Genomic DNA, 19709 nt, shown 5'->3' with positions numbered 1-19709 from the left:
TTTCAATTATTAATTAAAAATATTTAAAAATTTTAAATTTTTGCTTTTTTAACTTTGAATAGATTAAACCTAAGTTTACGAAATATTTTGAGAACATATGTTGCTAAAATATTATTGCCTTATTAAAAATATATTTTAAAAATGTTAAAACCTGAAACCTTTACCTATTGAATATTACCTAAAAAGAGTAAAATTAAGTATTATAATTTAAAACGGTTTTTAGTTCGATTTGCAATTTTTACAAGGCTCAACATCACTGGAACTTCAACTAAAACTCCAACAGTAGTTGCAAGGGCAGCACCGCTTTCAATTCCAAAAAGTGAAATTGCAACAGCAACCGCAAGTTCAAAGAAGTTGCTTGCACCAATAAATGATGCTGGAGCACATACGTTATGTGGAAGTTTCCACTTAAATCCCCAGATGTAGGAAACTCCAAATATAAAATATGTCTGGATAATCAAAGGAATTGCAATTAATAAGATATATAATGGATTGTTTAAAATCAAATCGCCCTGAAACGAGAATAATAAAATTAACGTCAACAGCAACCCGAAAATGGAAATGTTGTTTAATTTTGGGATAAATATGTTTTCAAACCATTTTATTCCTTTATTTTTTAAAATGTATTTTCTCGAATAGTACCCAAAAATCAAAGGAATTACAACAAATAAACCTACTGAAAGAATTAATGTGTTATATGGAACTGGAATATTTGATAAACCCATTAAAAAACCAACAATTGGTGCAAATGCCAATAATATTATTAAATCATTTGTGGATACCTGTAAAAGCGTGTAAAATGGATCCCCTTTTGAAAGGTGTGACCATACAAAAACCATTGCAGTGCAAGGTGCTGCTCCAAGAAGTATGGCTCCCGCAACGTATTCTTTTGCAAGTTCTAATGGCAATAATCCAAAATACTGCGAAAATACAGTTACAAGGAAGAAATATGCGATTAAAAACATGCTAAATGGTTTTATCAGCCAGTTTACAATCCAGGTTAACGAAAGTCCTTTTACAAGATGCGATTTTCCAAGATTTTTAACCGCAGAAAAGTCTATTTTTACCATCATCGGGTAGATCATAAACCAAACCAAAATAGCGATTGGAAGATTTACCTGAGAAATCGTAAGTTTGGATAAATAACTTGGAAGTTCTGGCAAAAAGTTTCCAAGAAGTATTCCAAAAACAATACAAAAAAATACCCATACTGAAAGGTATTTTTCAAAAAAACCAATTCCATTTGCCATTTTGTGTTCACCCAATTTAAAATTCACTTTTTAAAAGTTCTTCAACTTTTATTTTTATTTCATCCCGAATTTTTCGATAAACTTCAAGTTCTTTTCCGGCAGGGTCTTTTATATTCCAAGCAATGTATTTTTTTGCAGGAACGATAGGGCATGAACCAATACACCCAAGGGTAACTAAAATATCGATATTCCCTATTTTTAAGTTAAGTTCTGAAATAGTTTCCGGCTTTTCTTTAACTTTTAGCCCTAATTCATTCATTACTTCAACTATTTTTTCATCAACATGTTCTGTTTTTTCGAGCCCTGCACTGTATGCGTTTAACCCAAGATTTTTTGCAAAAGATTCCGCCATTACACTTCGCCTTTTGTTGTGGATGCATACAAATGCTATTTTTTCATTTGAAATTTCAGAAAAGCTGTCCAATTTTTCACCGAGATACTTATAAAATTCGATATATTTTGAAATATATTTATTATTTTCGATATACCAATATAAATCGATATATATTGATGTATTTTCAAAATATTTAGATTAATGGATACATGATTTAGTTAAAAATTATTTATGTTTAAATTTAAAATGGCCATATCAGTTGGTCTAAGTTTCTGAAAAAATAGGTCCTTTTTGAAGTTAGAAAAACCATAAAAATTAAAAATATTATTACTTTGATTTTCTTACGGGTTTTATAACCGAAAATTCTATAAAAATTGTTTTTCATCTTTTGATAGAAAATGTTGGGTGATGTGTTTGTTTAAATTTAACAGTAGCCAATATAAAATTATTTATTTTGGTTTTTTATAAACTTTAAAACTTTATCAACAAGGTTTTTGATACGATTCAATGTTTTGTATTCCATGATCTGTTATTTTAAGAGAAATTGAATAATTATAACGACATTTGGCAGATATTTTCCAACTAAATCGCCTTGTATTTGAATTAAATTCATTTTTCACCAATTTTAACCCACTATATTGTTTTTATTACCCTAAAGTTTAAATATGGCCATTTTAAGAGATTTATATGCCCAAGGTGGGACTCTTGGGTCTTGGGGGATTTATTAGTGGTTATGAAAGTTTTCATATACGGGGGCAGTTCATTTTTGGGGATATTTTGAACTGCCCTACATCATTAACTTTTTTAAACAGTATTTTAACAAATTCAAAGCTCTTTTAAAACATTTAAACAAATTTTAACGCATTATATGCCCTTTTTAAATTTTAATAACCATTTTCTCAAATTAAATTACTCTTTTTGAACTGATTGAAAAAAGAAAGATAAAAAAAGTTCGTATCTGCGAAATACGGTTACATTTCGGTTTTAAGCTATTTCCATTATGGTGTATGATATTTTAGGCAATATTTGTTTAACAAACCCTAGACTCAAATTTATTCACAAAGTAGAAGTATGGGATATTATCCCACATATGGGTTTATTTAGTATTCTACTTATTACTACTTTTCATCGTGAAAAAATCAAAAACTTTAATAATAAACAGAATTTAATGGTTTAAATTGGATTAAAATAATTATTCTTCGATAAAATATTAATCTTCCTTTTTTAGTTTTAAAATTAAATCATCGATAAAATTATATATATGATTTTTAATAAACGAGTATTAATTAACATTTATTGTTTTGAAATTATAATTAGTTATTAAAATTTAATGGAGATACATAACTGAATTGGAATCGTAACAGATATTTTAAAGTAATTACATTAAACTGGCAGTCCCCAAGTAATTTATAAAACCAATATATATTGATCAAATCATATTTGAAAAATATTGGGAATATTATTGTAGGTTTAATTATGGAATTGGTAAATGACACGTATAAGATATGGGAATATATGTATGCAGTTTCAAGAAATTGCCTCTATCAAGGAATTCCAAAAAAAGAATTTTTGGAAATCAGCATGAGCGATAAAATTTATCTTGAAACAGTATATTATATGGAAAATCCTAAAATTTCCGAAATTGCAGAAAAATTGCACTACACAAGTACTGCAATTACAAATATGACCAAAAAATTAGAAAAAAAAGGATATATTAAAAGAATAAAATCTGAAGAATTTGATAAACGGGGAGTACATATTGAATTAACTGAAAAAGGAAAGTTGATGTTCCGTTGGAAAGAAGAAATGAATTTAGCTACGATAGATGAATTTTCAAAAGCATTAACTCCTGAAGAACTTGAAACTCTTGATAAATTATATGAAAAAATTGGAAGCCATTTGAATAAAAAACTTTCTTTAATTTATTCCCAAAATCCAAGTGGGAAAAAAATTGAAGGTAGAATAATTGCATTATAGCTTGGAAAATACAATATTTATCTTATATTTCATATTCATAAATGAATAATTAACTAAAAAAAAATGGAATATGGTGAGTTTTAGAATGGTGTACTTTTGCAATGATTAAGTATTTTAAATGTTCAAAAAGTTCCGAGTTAAGCTAAATGTTTAACAAGATCTAGGTTTTGGCAGTACATGGCCAATTTAAACACCACATTGCAGTTTAAATTTTAAAATTCAACAACACTTTTCTTTTTCGAATAATTTATTTATTTATTTATTTATTTATTTATTTATTTATTTATTTATTTATTTATTTATTTATTTATTTATTTATTTATTTATTTATTTTAAGACATTTATTGGGAAAAACAATTTTAGAGCATTAACTAACAAAAATGTTATAAACCAGTATTTTTAGAAAAAATTAATGGAGAAAAATCATGAAAGTACTTGGAATTATCGGAAGTAACAGGAAAGCTGGAAATACCGCAACAATGGTTTCTAAAATATTATCTACCCTTGAAGAAATGAATATTGAAACTGAAAAACTATTTTTATCTGATTATAACTATTCAAGCTGTAATGGCTGTGAAGGTTGCAGAAAAACTTACAAATGTGTGCTTAAAGACGATATGCAAGGAATATATAAAAAAATCATGGAAGCTGACGCAATAGTAATCGGATCGCCCACCTATTTTTACAATATTACAGCTGAAACAAAAGCATTCCTGGATAGACTTTATTGTTATGAAATATTTGATTCAAATGACAGATCTGTATGGATACCATTGAATGAAGTTTTAGGGTTAAAATATGCAGTTACTGTTTCAGTATGTGAACAGGAACGAGAAGAAGATATGGGATTTACGCCACTGGCATTGAGCAAACCTTTAGAAGCTCTTGGATATCGAGTAATAGAAAATTTAAAAGTATTGAAAGTATTTGAAGCTGGAAAAGTAAATGAAATTCCTGAAAACATAAAAAAAGCAGAAAATGCAGGAAAGAAACTTGGAAAATATATGTTTCTTAGAAGAAATATTGCAGAATCTATTAAAATGGATAAATAATTCTTTTTTAAACGGTTTGTTTTAATTTAAAAAAGAAAAAGTTTGTTAAATATAAGATCCGTATTTATGGATATATTATTTTTAAATATAACATATTTCCATATTTTCGAAACTTTATTTTTATATTAAGCATGATCTTTTGGGATTAAACTAGTTCATAAAAATTTAAAAATAATCAATATAAATCAGTATAATCCTTACAACAGCAAAATTCACATATTCCGAGATCATTTTCCTGAGCATCCCGAATTGGGCAAAAATAAATTCCTTTTTTTTCAATAATTGTATTCCCACCTGGAAATCTTAAACTAAGGTGGTGAAGTGGCTTTTTAGAAATAAATACAAGGTATGGATACACTATTTTCTCAAGAGTTATAATTTCTTCACGTCCCTTTTCAGTTTTAAGTTCTAACGATACAAAATCAATTCTTTCGTTTAGTTTTTGAATTTCGACTTCGTCCAGATCAAATGTTGGAATTTCAGATTCGGATTTATTTTTTATTTCCATGAGTGTTTCATAAAATAGCCCAAAGTAACTATAAACAAAATTTTCACGGTATTTTTTTAAAACTATTTTCATTTCTCGATCAAAATAGTATTTTACTTTTATTAGGTCGGATACTGGGTAATCTCTTGCTTTTTCCTTTAAATTTTTAAATAATTCTTTTGAGTTCATAACTATCATTTAAAAAAATATTAAATTATTCAGTATATAATTTTCTTTTTTCTTCGGGAAGTGAATCAAGCCATTTTTTAGCTTCTTCTGCAGATACAGCCATTCTTTTTCCATTCTTTTCAATAATTACGCCACTATTCACTAATTTTCTATACCGTTCTTTTCTAACTTCGGGGTCTTTATGGCAGATTACTTGACATAAACTGCATGTATATTCCATTTTAAACCCGGGCATTCTAGGATGATAAAATCCTCCTTCAAATCCTGCGATTTTACTTCTCATTACATGTTTTGGAATGGCCTTGTTGTGCATAACATTTATTAATTCATTATTATCTTTTGGAATTTCAAATCTTGCCGGGGACCATGTAGACCATTTTTTTCCACCATGGCCTGAAAAACCACCACATACGTGAATACACCTAGCAGGATCGTCAGTTTTTGCATGAGTATACTTTACTCCACCAATATCACCATTAATTTCTTCGTTTAACCTGTAATTTGAAAGACAACACGCAGAACATAATTTACAGTTATTACAATAATTTTCTTCAGCTGGGAGGGGTTTTGTAGGAATTAACTCCGCTGTTGTTACAACTGTCGCAAATGCAACTGATGAACCATATTCTTTTGTTATTATAAGGCTTGAATACCCAATATGCCCAATACCGCTTCTTAATGCTAATAATTTATGCGAAATTGGGGGAACCATTTTTAAGTTTTCTTTTCTGTATTCATAATTCGAATTAACTGCTTTTGACCCATAACCAATCTGATCTAAAAAACTAGCTATTTCAAGTGCAATACCATTTGCAAGGGTAGTTGCTCTAACTTTACACTTTTCAAATGTTTTATGGTCTTTTTTTGAAAGGTATTTATCGATATATTCATCTAAATTTTCTTCTGAAAAAGGAACTGCAAAAGTAATTGCTGAATTTGCGCCTTTTAGCACGTATCCTAAATCTGTTGTAAAATGGCTATCTTTTAAAGTTTCCTTATTATTTATTCCAACATGACTTGAACCAAGTCGTTTTGCCATATCTATTAATAATTCAGAAAGTTTTTCGGGAGTTAACGCCTGCATAATATCGCCAATTTTAAATTTTTTAAATAATACCAAAAAAATAAATGGGGTGGTTTTCAAAATTATTTCTTTTCAAGCATATCTTGCATACAGTAAACTAAAGACCCTGCTTTTAAGTGTGTGTTGATGCAGGCCTTACAGTCGCCTCTGTTTGGACAGTTTTGATCTGCACAATTACAGTTTTCATTTTTACAACAGTTGCTCATATTATCACCAAAGTTTTACAAAAATTCTATATGGGGTAAGTAATATATACTTAAGCGTCAACAAAATATACTTAAAACTTATTTAGTATATTCAAATGACCTCGTGATAAATATGGAAAACGTTTTTGTAAACTCTGATGATATAAATCAAATAAAAGATGAACTTTCAAAACTAAATAACCGTTTAAATCACTTTATAGAAAAATCAAACCAACAACATGTTGAATTTATATTAAATGAACTCAGAGAAAAATATTCTAATATTTTTTACAACAATACATTAAAAGAATCGAAATCATGTCTTGAAAATAGCATGATTTCGGATTGTGAAATGAAAAGTAGATGTTTTGGAACATTTTTAAATATATTAAATAGCTCTGCAGAAAATATAACCGAAAACAGCATTTCAGAAGAAAAAATAGTAAATATCCGTAAAAATTTAGAAAACTTAAAAGAAAAACTCCCTTATGAAAAATGTGACGTTTGTTATTCTGAAACAGTTAGATTATTTGAAAAACAGATTGATTTAATGAAAACTCTTGGAATTTATTCTGAAAAACATGAAAACATGGAAATAAATATTTCAGAAGAAGAAATTATCGATTTAATGCTTGAACCGATTTCAAATAAACACCGGCTGTTGATTTTGAAGTCTTTAGTTTCAGAAACAAAAACATTTTCAGACATTTCAAAAATAACGGGATTAAAAGCTGGAAATCTGTTATTTCACTTAAAAAAATTGCAAGATTCTGAAATGATAATGCAGAGAAGCGACCGTGGAGATTATATGATTACAAAACGAGGGATTGATGTATTGAACGGAATTTTGGGAATTTATGGTAAAGTTTTTTAAAAATTAAATTTTAATTTTATGCATATGTTCCAAAAGTGTTTTTATATCATTTATTTCAGAAATTAAAAATGAAAATATTTTCTTTAATAATATCAAAAAAAGTTTATTTTGTATGCCTAAATAATTCTTGAGATTTTTTCAAAGATTCCATATGATTACTTTTTTCTTTTAAAAATTCTTCGATATTTAGCCCGTATTTTTGAATCATTAAGGATGCATGAATACTTCCTAAAAAATGCGGCATTATAACGTAACTAGCACCTTCTTCATATAATTTAATCGCATCTTCGATTTTATGCGCAATTACGATAATAATCGCATTTTTGTTTGATTTTAATATTGTTTTTATCAAAAGAATGTCTGTTTCGATATCTGAAATTGTAGAAATTAACATTTTAGATTCTTTAAAATTCAATTCATTCAACAATTCGAGATTTGATGCATCGCCATATATTGAATTATATCCTCTTTTGGACAGATCTTTAATGATTTTTGGATTATAATCAATAATTAAGAATCTTTCTTTTGAATTTTCAATAACGTTTAATATATTTTTACCAGTTCTATCTGCACCAAAAAGAATTATTTCTCCAGTATTTTTATTTTTAAAGTCTTTTTCAGACATTTTAGTCTTCTTTTCAAATATTGAAAGGTAATTTGAAAGTAAAGAATATATCTTTTCAGAATATGTTATAAAGTAGCTGGATCCTGCAATCGTGATTATGCCAATAAGTGTAATCATTGAAACTATTCCCTGTGAAAGATGGCCATTCCTAAGCCCTAGTGACGCAATTATCAATGAAAATTCACTAATCTGCGCTACAGTAAGTCCTGCAAGAAATCCCGTTTTTTTCGTATATCCAAAAGCTCCCATAAGTATCATGACAATTATTGGGTTTCCAAACAAAACAAAAATTGAAAGGATTATTGCAGGAATTAGGAAAGATCCTGACGTTTCAAATGTCATCTGAACTCCTAAAACTACAAAAAATAAAATCAAAAAGAAATCTCTTAAAGGCCTTACTTTTGAAGCTATTTCATAACGTTCTGGAAACATGGCAAGCACAATGCCTGCAATCAATGCTCCGATTTCACTTGAAAACCCCAAAAGATGAAATATGGAAGCTAATGTAAAACACCACATCAATGAAAATAAAAACAAAAATTCTTGATTTTTGGATGCATATGATATAAAATTTGAAAGAGCATACTTTGTAAAAATATAAATGGCGGTTAAAATTAAAACGATTTTTGATAGGAGTAGAAATAATAGTTCTCCAGCACCGGATTGTACGTTAAATGCAGAGATTAGTATCAATATTGCCATTGCAACAATATCCTGAACGATTAAAAATCCGATAGAAATTTTACCGTATAATTTATCGATATCTCCTTTATCAGAAATTAATTTCATGATAATTATTGTACTACTGAATGTTAATGCAATTGAAATGTACATTGATTCGATATAAGAATATCCTAAAAAAATAGATATTAAAAATCCGATTGAAAAAGTAAATACTATTTGTCCAAGTCCCGTTATTACGGAAATTTTACCAATTTCTTTGAAATATCCGGGATTTAAACTAATTCCTACCATAAATAACAAAATAGTTACCCCATAGTGGCCCAAGGTAGATATGGATTCTTCAAATCGTACAATATTCAAAAAATAAGGGCTTACCAATATTCCTGTTAGTATGTACCCGATAATTAAGGGTTGTTTTAGCATCCTCATGACTAATGATATTAAAAAAGCAACAAATATTACTAAACTAACCTCAATGAACACGTCAAGAACCAAAATTAGCCTCTCGTTTTTGAAAATACCTTCAATTATATTTTATGAATCTAGTAATTTATATTTTTAGGAATTTAACTAAGTTTTAAAATATATATTAAATTTGTCAATTTATTTTAATTATTCCGTTAAAGAAGTAGTTTCGACTATTTTTTCATGAGTACTGATTTTATCGAGATAATTGGTTTTGATTGATTCATTGTTTTCAGTTACTATCCAAAATAGATAATCCCCATTTAATGGAAGGGTTATCTTTTTTTCATAATAAAGTCCTGCTATTGGAGATACAGGAATGTTTTTGAAACTAATTTCACCCAAATTTTCAGTTCCTACCTGAATATAGACTTTTTCACCTTTTTTTAGTTCTTTCAAAGTCCAAGAAAGAGCTATATTCACTTCATTATTTTCTTTAGAAATGCCTATTACTCGAATTGAACTTTTTTCAACAATTGATGGCCCCTCTTCAATTGAATGTAGCGGTTCTTCGATAGTATTTTCTAAATTTTCAAAATCATATCTTAAATTTTCTAATTTATTTGCGTGAATTTTCAAGTCAGAAGAAATATTTTGAATTTGAACTGTTTGAAACATATTTAGTAATATTAATACTGCTAAAACCCACATTATTGTTTTATTTTCCAAAATTATCCCCCATTAAACTTTAACATTTTTTATTGCATAAATCGCCAGAATAATCTCCACGTTCAGTCAAATAAGTTTCTGCCCAAGTATTCATTGATTTTAATAATGGAAAAAGAGTTTTTCCAAATTCTGTTACAGAATACTCTACTTTTGGTGGAATTTCTGGATAAATTGTTTTTTTAATAATTCCATCTTCTTCCATCTCTTTTAACTGCTGTGCAAGCATTTTTTGGCTAATCCCAGGGACTACTTCTTTAAGTTCAGAAAATCGCTTTGTACTTTCATTTAAATGCCAAAGAATTAATACTTTCCATTTTTTGCCAATGATATCCATTGTGACTTCAACAGGGCATATATACTTTTTACCTTTCCAAATTAACATAATAATACACTAGTTACCAAATTGTAAGTATGATACTAGAAAGTTTCATTGTTACTTAATAGTTTCTGTTTTTTATATATTCTAAAAAGTTTTAAGTATTATCATGCTTGAGGTGATATTTTGAAAGTTATTGCATTTAATGGAAGCCCTAGAAGAAATGGAAATACTTCCATTCTCTTAAACAAGGTTTTAGAAGAATTAAATAAAGAAGGAATAAAAACAGAACAGATACATATTGCAGGCGAAAATCTTCGAGGTTGTATCGCATGTAATAAATGTTTTGAAAATAAAGATAAAAAATGTATAATCCAAACGGATAGTCTCAATGAATATATTAAAAAAATAATTGATGCAGACGGAATTATTCTCGGTTCTCCAACGTACTTTACCGACATTACTGCGGAAATGAAAGCCTTTATAGATAGGTTAGGTTATGTTTCTCTCGCAAATGACGTTTTATTAAAAAGAAAAGTTGGTGCGTCTGTTGTTGCCGTAAGAAGGGCAGGTTCAATTCATGCGTTTAACACAATGAACAATTTGTTTACCATAAACCAGATGATAATTCCTGGATCCAGTTACTGGAATATGGGTATTGGAAATTCTATTGGTGAAGTTTCAGACGATGAAGAAGGTATGAAAACAATGGAAACTCTCGGTAAAAATATCGCATGGCTTTTAAAGAAAATTAATAAGTAATTTTATTTTTATTTTTTTATTATCGAAAATTATATATGTTTGTACATACAAGTATAATTATGTTTAAAAAGATTGGTGATGAGATTGGACGTTATTTTTAAACGAAGGAGTGTACGGGCATATTTGGATAAAAAAATAGGGGATTTAAAAATTGAAAAAATGTTAAGAGCAGCAATGCAGGCCCCTTCAGCAGTAAATCAACAGCCATGGGAGTTTCTTATTGTCCAAAGTAAAGACATGCTTAAAATGATATCTGAAATGAGCCCATACAGTAAAATTGTTTCAGAAGCGCCATTAGCAATTATTGCACTGGGAAATAAAGATAAAATGATTGCGCCGGATTTTTGGCAGCAGGACCTAAGTGCTTCGGTAGAAAATTTACTTTTAGAAGCAGTTGAATTAAATCTTGGTGCAGTTTGGCTCGGTGTTTTTCCCTTAGCGGATCGGGTAGATTACATAACTCAAATATTTGATTTACCTCAAAATATTATTCCTTTTGCAGTAATATCAATAGGATACCCAAAAAATTTAGATTCTAATGGATTTGTGGATCGATATGATTCATCTAAAATAAAATATGAAAAATATCTCTAATTTTATTTTATTGTGTATGTACATACAATATTAAAAGAGGAATATTATGAAAATACTTGCAATCGATAAAATATTACCAAAAGCCACACCTAAAAAAATAAAAGAAATTTCGTACAAAGAAATGATTCAAGCGTGAAAACATTATAAATCGGGATTTTTAAGGGAATTTTATTTTAGAATAGATCGACCCGGTGCAGTTTTAGTTTTAGAATCTGAATCTACCATTGAAGCACAAAAAATACTCTCAGAACTTCCAATTGTTAAAGAAGGACTCGTTGAATTTGAAATAATTCCACTGGGTTATTTTTTACCAATTGAAAGTTTATTTTCGAAAGATTCAATTTTAGAACTTAGTTTGGAGTAGAATTATCAATTAAAACGTTTAAAATAAGGTGATTTTATGAAAATAATTGCAGTTAGTGGAAGTCCAAGGGTTAGTGGGAATACCAATGAAGTAATTGATAAAATAATTGAAGGGGCAACGTCAAAAGGTGCCGAAATAAAGTTTTATAATTTAAATAAGATGAATATTCGAGGATGTCAGGGATGTATGAAATGTAGGGGAGAATACGGCTGTTCAATAAATGACGATTTGCAGGAAATTTATAGGGAATTACCTGAAACTGATGTTTTGATACTTGGGAGCCCAATTTATATGTGGCAAGTTACAAGTCAAATGAAAATGTTTTTAGACCGGCTTTTTCCAGTAATGGCTTCCGACTATTCGCCTAGATTAAAAAATATAAAAACAATTACTGTTTATGTTCAAGGAAATCCTGATAAAAATAGATTTTCACCATATTTTGAACATAATAATAAGATGTTAGACTTTTTAGGGTTGAATGTCACAAATACATTAATTGCGGCAGGTTTCTATGCTCCTGGAGAAGTATCTCAAAATGAAGAGATCATGAATGAAGCATTAAATCTTGGAATAAATATTAATTAAATTTTAAACTTTTTTAAAATTAAAATTATTTTAATATTCAAAAGTTTTAAATTTTAGATAAACCATATTTTAAGCAAATTTGTTTTGTGATAGTCTATGGCTGAATGTATACTTAATTGCTGTCTTTATTTTACTGCAAACAAACTTGCAAGGGAAATTACGAAGATGGCTGAAGAAGAATTTAATAAAATCGGGTTATCTCCAAATTATGCATTTTTATTGATGATTTCATGTAAATCTCCAGGAATTTGTTCTGGCGATGTTGCAAAAGAATTGAATCTTGATTCATCGACAGTTACGAGATACGTAGATAAACTTGAGGGAAAAGGCCTTGTTTCAAGAGAATCTTGTGGTAAAAATTCTTTAATATATCCCACAAAAGAAGGAATATCTACTAATTTAAAAATACAAGAGATATGGGACTCTTTATATCATAAATATTCAAAAGTTTTGGGGTATGACGAAGGAAAAAAACTTACAAAGATAATTAATAATGCCGCAGAAAAATTAAAAAAGGCTTAATATATTTTTAAAAAACTATTTTTCATTTTTAAGTGCAACAATATCTTCAACTTCAGTTAATTTCCAAATATGTGTGTTATCTGACGTAAGTAAAGAGTCAATAGGGTCGTCTGAATTCTGACCCAGTGCTTCAAGAACCGAATTTGATAGATTTTTTGAACTTATCATTTCTAAAAATTTCTTTTTTACTTCGGTCTTTTTTTCAAAATCTTCTTCATGAACAATTTTTCCCTGAAGTGTTATAAATCTATAATAAGACATGTCTTTGGAAAAATTTTCAATTTCAACAGATACATATGGGCTATTTTTTAGAAGCTCGACTTTACGACCATATTTCGTTGAAAGAAAATACATATATTTTCCATCAAAAACGTATAGAAATGGTGCAATATATGGATATTTATCCCCTAAAAATGCAATTCTTGACACGTAACTGTCTTTTACAAGTGAATCGTATTCTTCTTTACCCATAGTAGGTATTTTAAAAATCATTTAAACCACCCCATCTAAAAAAGTTTATAATGTTATTTTGTTTTTTGGAGTAAATATGATTTTCTTTTTAAATATGGCATTCAATAAAATTCTGCAGCTGTTACATTAAAATAAAAAGTCTGAACATATTCCCTACTTCCGTAGTTCCATCCAACATTTAGTGTTTTAGCAATTTTTAAACCGTTCTGTTCTAACTGATCCGAAATTGTTCCACCAAATGGAATATATTCATATGAATCATTTTCTAATTTATTCCACCTATTCATGTAAACTTCTTTTAAATTACCTTCATCGTCAATTTTTAGATAAACTGTTACTGGTTCACCATCAATTTCAAAAGATACTGAAAAAGTTTCAGAATCAACGTCTTTAAATTCAGTATGTTTATTCATAAAAACTGTCCAAGGGTTCCAAACCATCAGCTCTATTGCTAGCCTTCCACTAGCGGATTTAGTTATATCTTTGTTGGATTCCTTTACAACTGGGATCAATCCATAAAGTGCAAAATTTATTTCAGAATTATTTTCAAAATAATAATCAGCACCTTTTAAAATTAAGGGGCCACTTTTTAATTCTGCTTTCCATACAAAACCGTTCTTTGAAAGTATTTCTTTAGAAGATATGTCATTCCAGGGTGCAGTTTCATCTATTTTAGTTCTCATTTTACCTTCAATATCTAAAATGGCAGTTTTTGGAATTTTAGTTCCGTTTTTTATCGAATTATTGATGAATTTTTTTGCAAGAGGGGGAACATTCCCATTTATCATGTTTTCATTAAAATAAATATTTTCAAGCGCTTTTTTATCGAGTTTATTCCATATATTTTCAGTATTTTTTATCGAATTTTTTTCAAATGCCACCAATGATAAAATAATTACAAATGCTGCCAAAATCAGTATTTTTAATAGTGGTTGCATGATTTCACCAAAACGCATTTTTGAATTTTTAATTCGGTAAATTAATTATTCTCCCCTCAATGTATCTACGGGGTTCAATTTTGCCCCGTTTCTTGCAGGGAAGTACCCACTTAAAACCCCGACTACAAATGAAAATACTAAAACCCCGACAATTAATTCCCATGAAATCCATGCCCTGATAAGCCCGTATCCGCCAATCTTTGCAAAATATTCAACGGTTTTTGCAATAAAAATACCCAAAATTGAACCGATGATCCCACCAAAAAGCCCTAAAAATCCGGCTTCAATAACAAATATAGATAATATTGTGTTATTTTCTGCACCAAGAGCTTTTAAAATACCTATTTCTTTTCTTCTTTCAAGTATGCTCATGTGCATCGTGTTTGAAATCCCAACAGCACCAACTAAAAGTGAAATACTAGAAACTCCAACTAAAAATATCGTCAAAACACTAAAAATACTGTTAATTGATTCTGCAAGCTGTTCTGCTGTTAAAACTGAAAAATTTTCATCCCCTCTTGAATCTTCGAGTTCTTCTTCAATTTCATCGGCTATGGAAACTACATTTTCACCTGACTTTACAACTACAGTTATTACGTTGTATTCGTCGTCTATTTCGAAAAGTTCACTTCCCATATCGTAAGATAAAACAACGGCATCGTCATCACGAGGATTCCCAGTTTCTTCCAGTATCCCTATGACTTTGTATTTTTTATCATTTATTGTTATTTTATCCCCAATATCTATTTCACGATCAAAAGAATCAGTTGCAAGTGTATAACCAATCATGCATGAATATTTATCATTATTTTCTATCCAACGACCCTTGTATAGTTCATAACCCCACGTTTGGGCGTATATCCTCTGATATTTTGAAGGGTTAATTGCAAGAACACTCCCATAATATTTTTGATCAGAATATTCCAGTAAATAACTTCCAAACCATGCGGGCAAAACTTCATCAATTTCCCGTATATTTTCAATAGCATTGACGTCCCGATCATTAAAGTTTTTACCTGCAGCAGGCCCTCCAAAATCTTTCGATGGAAGTATTGAAATTACATTGGCACCTGCAGTTGTAATTTCACTTTTTATGTAATTTTGAACGCCATATCCCAAAGATATCAAACTTACGATTGCAAGTATCCCAATAACTATGCCAATTATTGTTAACGTACTCTGGGTTTTCTTTTGAATTATATTTTGACCTGCAAATGAAATAATATCTTTTATTTTCATAATTGTACTCTTAGATCGGGTTATCTTTTTTATAAACTAATTTTTCTAAGAATTAGTATAAAAATATCATCATGGAACTTAAAAAGTATGTAAAAAGCCATTTTTTACAAAAATTTCAATTAATTTTAATAATCAATATCTATCAATTCATTGCATTTTGATAGATTGATAGTTCAAATATCGCCAATTTCTAAAACATTTAAATACCTTTACTTATAGATAAGTAAATAATTGTATTTTATTTACTCATGATTGGGTAAATATTGGGTGAGAAATATGGAACTTCGAGATATCATAAAATCAATAATTAAAGAATACGAACAAAGAGAAATATCATTAAATGAAAGAAATATAACCCTGCCAGAAACAAACAAAGCGCTTGCAGTTGTTGGAATAAGAAGATCTGGAAAAACATCAATATTGATGAAATTATTTAAAGAAACTGAAAATGCAGTATTCTTTCCACTTGATGATGATCGGGTTTTTCCAGTAACGCTCGATACATTAAGAGAAATAGTGAAAGTTTCAAAAGAGATGTACTCCGATAAAAAAATAACCTTCTTTTTTGACGAAATTCAAGAAATCGAAAACTTTGAACTTGTAGTAAAACGGCTTGTTGAAAAAGAAGATTATAAAGTATATTTAACAGGTTCTTCATCAAAACTACTTTCAAAAGAAATTGCAACACAGCTTAGAGGAAGAAGTTTAAGTGTTGAAGTATTTCCATTATCATTCAAAGAATACATAGATTTTAAGAAAATAACGTTAACGGACGTTTTAACTGAGCAGGAACATGCCAATATACTGAATAACTTGGAAAATTATCTAAATTACGGTGGATTTCCAGAAATCGTACTCGAAGAAGAAAATCGTGAAGATATTTTGAAAAACTATCTTGATATGGTAGTTTATAAAGACATTATTGAAAGGTACAATGTGAAAAATACCGATTCATTGCGGTTATTTTTAAAATTCTTAATCAATTCAAACACGAAAAAAGTTTCTATCAATAAACTTGCAAATCACTTTAAATCTATGGGCGTTAGTGTAAGTAAAAACACCCTATACGAATATTTGAGCCATTTAAATGATTCTTACGTGATATTTCCGTTAAAAAAATACGCTTACAGTTTAAAAGAGAGCAGTTTAAGTTTGATGAAGTCATACGTGATCGATAATGGCTTTATAAAAATGTACGACTTTAAAAATTCAAGCGATATTGGAAAATACCTTGAAAATGCAGTTTTTATTGAATTAAGAAGAAGAGGATTAGTTGAAAATCAGGAACTCTTTTACTATGAAGATGATATCGGTGAAGTCGACTTTTTAGTTAAACAAAATGAGCATGTTTCAAAATTAATAAACGTCTGTTACAACTTAAATTTTGAAAATTACGATAGGGAAATTAAAAAACTCGTTAAAATCGGGAAGAAAATAAAATGCAATGAATTATATCTGGTAACATTTGATTTAGAGAAAGAAATAACTGAAGATGGCGTTTTAGTTAAAGCTATTCCATTTTGGAAGTTTGTTGATTTAGAAATTTAATTTTTTTCTCGAAAAAACATAATTTAAAACACACGGCACCCCTACCAAACATCACGGGACACCGTCCCGTATACAATGTACTCAAAAATAACATTTTAAAATATTATTTCAACAAAAAACAATTATTTTTGTAAAATGCCCAAAATTCATGGTCCATATTGGTGAAACTTGATGGATGAGACTGCTAATCCCGTTACTCTCTGAGTAACCCGAGTTCAAATCTCGGTCTCCGCGTTTTTGATTTAACGCGCTTTTTTCCACGTTTTAAAAAGACCTTACGTTTTTGATAGATTTTAAACTTATTAGGGAATTCTCCATCCAAAGGACCACGTTTTTATGTGGTTTATATTGGGGGACTAAATTTGTACTGTGATTTAAAGCATTTTCCAAGCTTCTTTTCTGGTATCTATTGCGGGGCAAAAATCCTACAATACATAATACATTATCTTAAACTATAATTCGATTTTTACAGACTTATACGCGATTTAACGGATAAATTATTTATATTTCAAACAAAAAACCTTTCATGTAGTATATTACTATCAATAACTACGTGAGGGGTTTTAAATGATTCGAATATGTCCAAAGTGTTTAAAGGCTGTGGTCCATTATGATAAAGAATATTTGACTGGAAAAGTCAGGCCAGTTTTTGTTGATACTGAAAACAAATGTTGTGGATATCTGCAGACCGAGTCAGTATTTAATAATGCAAAATGTTCGAAGTTGCAGATCTTGAAAACTGAAGCTGGAAAAATATCAAAACAGCTAAACTTATCTGAAGAGTTGAAATATGAATTCTTTGAAAACCTGAAACGCTTTAAAAGAGCACATAATGAGTGGAAAGATTATCGAGTACTTGAAGAGGCATTAAACAGTAGGCTATCGACATTAAACATAAAGCTTCAGAACCAACAGGCTATTCTTAAAAAGAAAGTTAAAATATAATTATATTACTTTTCTATCCTTGACAGTACCCTGGTTTCGAAAGATCTTCTAAAAAAATTAGAAAATTTTTTCAATTTAATTTATGTATCGTATCAGATTTTTAATCTATTTTTTTTACTCCTGAAAGAGTGGTTTTCAGGAATATGGGGTCATGACTCCAATATCAAAAACTCCTGGTTTTTTGGGGATCAAAACTAAAGAAACTTAAAAATAATTATATTATTTGGAGCTCCTGAAGGATTTTAAACACAGATTTTTTCAATTTAATTTATGACTGGTACCCGTTTTTTAATCTATTTTTTTTACCCTAAATTCACTATTTTACAATTATATTATGGATTTGTCACTGAACGCCTTAAAAGAGCAATAATTTGTATATGTTTTTATTTTTCCATTTTCTTAGTTAAAAAGAATTTATCGGTATAAAAAATAATTATTACTGGATTATATCAAAATATATCTTTTTTAAATTATTTTCATTTTTCAATTTTATTTGTTAACCAGTACCCAAACCCGTGATTTTGGCAATATGGGTCCAAGGCCATATTTGATTATAGATAACTAACGGAGAATTTAACAATATATCAATAATACAGATTATTTTCTTAATAATTACATTATAATTCAAATTAACCTTTTATAATTGGTTTAATAGATAATATACCAAGTAATTAAAGATAAAATTATATTATAACTATTTTTACACAGAGAATAATAAATTTAATTTTAGGGTGAGGATTATTTTAGATAAAATACGTAAAACAATTGAAAATAATAATGAAAGTGGGAGAAATATACTAGATAATGATAAAATAACGTTAGAGTTAGGTAAACTTGATAATAAAGTTGATGGAATTAATAAAGAAGTAAAAGAGCATTCTAAGTACTTTAAGGATTTAGATGAAGGGCTCCCAGAATACTTCGAAGATATCAAAAATAATACAAAAAAGATCCAGGAACATAAAGCATTATTGGATAAAATACTGAAGTATATCGAACAGGAAAATAAAACTAAAGAAGAACTGGAATTGAAAATCAAGGAATTAGAAAAGAAAATTAATGATTTAGAACATGTTAATAAGAACTGGACCATTATTAAAAACTGGATGGATAATAGAAAAAATAACGAAAAAATAAGTTCTGAAAAAATTAAAGTAATGGAAAGCAAATTTAACGGAATTGAGAAGTACATTAATACAGAACGGTATAAAAAAACAATTAAAAGAGAAACTGATAATGAACAGGTGTTGTCGGTATTAAAAAACGGCCGTTCACAACCAAAAGACCTTGTAAAGAATTTTAAAGGCGGTACAAAAGCATTATATGATACATTAAAACGTCTGGAAAAAAGTAGTGCAATCATTAGGAAAAAGGATGGAAAACAGGTATTTTATGAATTAAAACATTAATTTTTTTAGGACCTATTTTTTCACATGGCCCTTTGATTTTTGGTCTGAAAAACTAAAAAATTAAAAATATTCTTACTTTGATTTTATTACTGAGTTTTATAACCGAAAAATCTATTAAAATTACAGTTTTTTTAAGATTTT

At 28.7% G+C, this 19709-nt stretch carries 21 protein-coding genes; 10 read left to right on the top strand and 11 right to left on the bottom strand.

Annotated elements, in window-relative coordinates; translation table 11 throughout:
* Positions 1-200: 200 nt before the first annotated feature.
* Both arsB and MMARC5_RS05825 read right to left on the bottom strand, forming a co-directional pair.
* Complete coding sequence (gene arsB / locus MMARC5_RS05830; protein WP_011868905.1) at positions 201-1250, bottom strand: ACR3 family arsenite efflux transporter; 1050 nt, start codon at positions 1248-1250, stop codon at positions 201-203.
* 16 nt (positions 1251-1266) lie between these two features.
* Positions 1267-1674: an arsenate reductase/protein-tyrosine-phosphatase family protein gene (locus MMARC5_RS05825; protein ID WP_011868904.1), complete on the bottom strand. Its 408-nt coding sequence runs from the start codon at positions 1672-1674 to the stop codon at positions 1267-1269.
* A gap of 1386 nt (positions 1675-3060) precedes the next feature.
* On the opposite strand from MMARC5_RS05825, the gene MMARC5_RS05820 reads away from it, so the two are divergent.
* Positions 3061-3561 carry a MarR family winged helix-turn-helix transcriptional regulator gene (locus MMARC5_RS05820; protein WP_231288445.1) on the top strand — a complete coding sequence of 167 codons (501 nt, stop codon included), beginning with the start codon at positions 3061-3063 and terminating at the stop codon, positions 3559-3561.
* A gap of 425 nt (positions 3562-3986) precedes the next feature.
* Complete coding sequence (locus MMARC5_RS05815) at positions 3987-4613, top strand: flavodoxin family protein (protein WP_011868902.1); 627 nt, start codon at positions 3987-3989, stop codon at positions 4611-4613.
* 175 nt (positions 4614-4788) lie between these two features.
* On the opposite strand, the gene MMARC5_RS05810 is transcribed toward MMARC5_RS05815, so the two are convergent.
* From MMARC5_RS05810 to MMARC5_RS09675, 3 genes are all read right to left on the bottom strand, one after another.
* On the bottom strand, positions 4789-5289 hold the full coding sequence (locus MMARC5_RS05810; RefSeq protein ID WP_048058493.1) for a DUF2115 domain-containing protein: 501 nt from the start codon (positions 5287-5289) through the stop codon (positions 4789-4791).
* Positions 5290-5314: 25 nt separating this feature from the next.
* Positions 5315-6373: an epoxyqueuosine reductase gene (locus tag MMARC5_RS05805; protein WP_011868900.1), complete on the bottom strand. Its 1059-nt coding sequence runs from the start codon at positions 6371-6373 to the stop codon at positions 5315-5317.
* 62 nt (positions 6374-6435) lie between these two features.
* Complete coding sequence (locus tag MMARC5_RS09675) at positions 6436-6579, bottom strand: hypothetical protein (RefSeq protein WP_155810375.1); 144 nt, start codon at positions 6577-6579, stop codon at positions 6436-6438.
* A gap of 112 nt (positions 6580-6691) precedes the next feature.
* Here MMARC5_RS09675 and MMARC5_RS05800 point away from each other — a divergent pair, with 112 nt between their 5' ends.
* The gene (locus tag MMARC5_RS05800; RefSeq protein WP_011868899.1) at positions 6692-7432 is read left to right on the top strand and encodes a winged helix-turn-helix domain-containing protein; all 741 of its coding nucleotides are present in this window, start codon (positions 6692-6694) and stop codon (positions 7430-7432) included.
* 103 nt (positions 7433-7535) lie between these two features.
* Here the strand turns inward: MMARC5_RS05800 and MMARC5_RS05795 are convergent, their stop codons facing one another.
* From MMARC5_RS05795 to MMARC5_RS05785, 3 genes are all read right to left on the bottom strand, one after another.
* Complete coding sequence (locus tag MMARC5_RS05795) at positions 7536-9224, bottom strand: cation:proton antiporter (protein ID WP_394296039.1); 1689 nt, start codon at positions 9222-9224, stop codon at positions 7536-7538.
* A gap of 129 nt (positions 9225-9353) precedes the next feature.
* Positions 9354-9875 (bottom strand): hypothetical protein, encoded by a 522-nt coding sequence (locus MMARC5_RS05790; protein ID WP_048058492.1) that lies wholly within the window; start codon positions 9873-9875, stop codon positions 9354-9356.
* Positions 9876-9894: 19 nt separating this feature from the next.
* Complete coding sequence (locus tag MMARC5_RS05785; protein WP_011868896.1) at positions 9895-10257, bottom strand: winged helix-turn-helix transcriptional regulator; 363 nt, start codon at positions 10255-10257, stop codon at positions 9895-9897.
* Positions 10258-10377: 120 nt separating this feature from the next.
* Here MMARC5_RS05785 and MMARC5_RS05780 point away from each other — a divergent pair, with 120 nt between their 5' ends.
* The 4 genes from MMARC5_RS05780 to MMARC5_RS05765 all read left to right on the top strand — a co-directional run bounded on the left by MMARC5_RS05780 (position 10378) and on the right by MMARC5_RS05765 (position 13018).
* Positions 10378-10953 (top strand): flavodoxin family protein, encoded by a 576-nt coding sequence (locus tag MMARC5_RS05780; RefSeq protein ID WP_011868895.1) that lies wholly within the window; start codon positions 10378-10380, stop codon positions 10951-10953.
* A gap of 78 nt (positions 10954-11031) precedes the next feature.
* Positions 11032-11547, top strand: a complete 516-nt coding sequence (locus MMARC5_RS05775) for a nitroreductase family protein (protein ID WP_011868894.1) — start codon at positions 11032-11034, stop codon at positions 11545-11547.
* Positions 11548-11947: 400 nt separating this feature from the next.
* On the top strand, positions 11948-12496 hold the full coding sequence (locus MMARC5_RS05770) for a flavodoxin family protein (RefSeq protein WP_011868893.1): 549 nt from the start codon (positions 11948-11950) through the stop codon (positions 12494-12496).
* 96 nt (positions 12497-12592) lie between these two features.
* Positions 12593-13018: a MarR family winged helix-turn-helix transcriptional regulator gene (locus MMARC5_RS05765; RefSeq protein ID WP_011868892.1), complete on the top strand. Its 426-nt coding sequence runs from the start codon at positions 12593-12595 to the stop codon at positions 13016-13018.
* Positions 13019-13033: 15 nt separating this feature from the next.
* Here the strand turns inward: MMARC5_RS05765 and MMARC5_RS05760 are convergent, their stop codons facing one another.
* From MMARC5_RS05760 to MMARC5_RS05750, 3 genes are all read right to left on the bottom strand, one after another.
* Positions 13034-13510, bottom strand: coding sequence for a pyridoxamine 5'-phosphate oxidase family protein (locus MMARC5_RS05760; RefSeq protein ID WP_011868891.1), 477 nt, complete (start codon positions 13508-13510; stop codon positions 13034-13036).
* 80 nt (positions 13511-13590) lie between these two features.
* A complete protein-coding gene (locus MMARC5_RS05755) occupies positions 13591-14427 on the bottom strand; it encodes a DUF6544 family protein (RefSeq protein WP_011868890.1) in 837 nt (278 codons plus the stop codon).
* A gap of 45 nt (positions 14428-14472) precedes the next feature.
* The gene (locus tag MMARC5_RS05750; protein ID WP_011868889.1) at positions 14473-15666 is read right to left on the bottom strand and encodes an ABC transporter permease; all 1194 of its coding nucleotides are present in this window, start codon (positions 15664-15666) and stop codon (positions 14473-14475) included.
* 276 nt (positions 15667-15942) lie between these two features.
* Between MMARC5_RS05750 and MMARC5_RS05745 the strand changes: the two genes are divergently transcribed.
* The 3 genes from MMARC5_RS05745 (at position 15943) to MMARC5_RS05735 (ending at position 19568) form a co-directional block, all read left to right on the top strand.
* Positions 15943-17214: an ATP-binding protein gene (locus MMARC5_RS05745; RefSeq protein ID WP_011868888.1), complete on the top strand. Its 1272-nt coding sequence runs from the start codon at positions 15943-15945 to the stop codon at positions 17212-17214.
* Between the two features lie 567 nt (positions 17215-17781).
* Positions 17782-18159 carry a hypothetical protein gene (locus tag MMARC5_RS05740; protein WP_011868887.1) on the top strand — a complete coding sequence of 126 codons (378 nt, stop codon included), beginning with the start codon at positions 17782-17784 and terminating at the stop codon, positions 18157-18159.
* Positions 18160-18890: 731 nt separating this feature from the next.
* Positions 18891-19568: a hypothetical protein gene (locus tag MMARC5_RS05735; RefSeq protein WP_011868886.1), complete on the top strand. Its 678-nt coding sequence runs from the start codon at positions 18891-18893 to the stop codon at positions 19566-19568.
* Positions 19569-19709: the final 141 nt, after the last annotated feature.

The sequence above is a fragment of the Methanococcus maripaludis C5 genome (genome assembly GCF_000016125.1).
GTDB lineage: Archaea > AGJL01 > Methanococci > Methanococcales > Methanococcaceae > Methanococcus > Methanococcus maripaludis_D.
The sequence above is the reverse complement of the archived record's forward strand: the minus strand, read 5'-3'. Positions and strand labels throughout refer to the sequence as shown.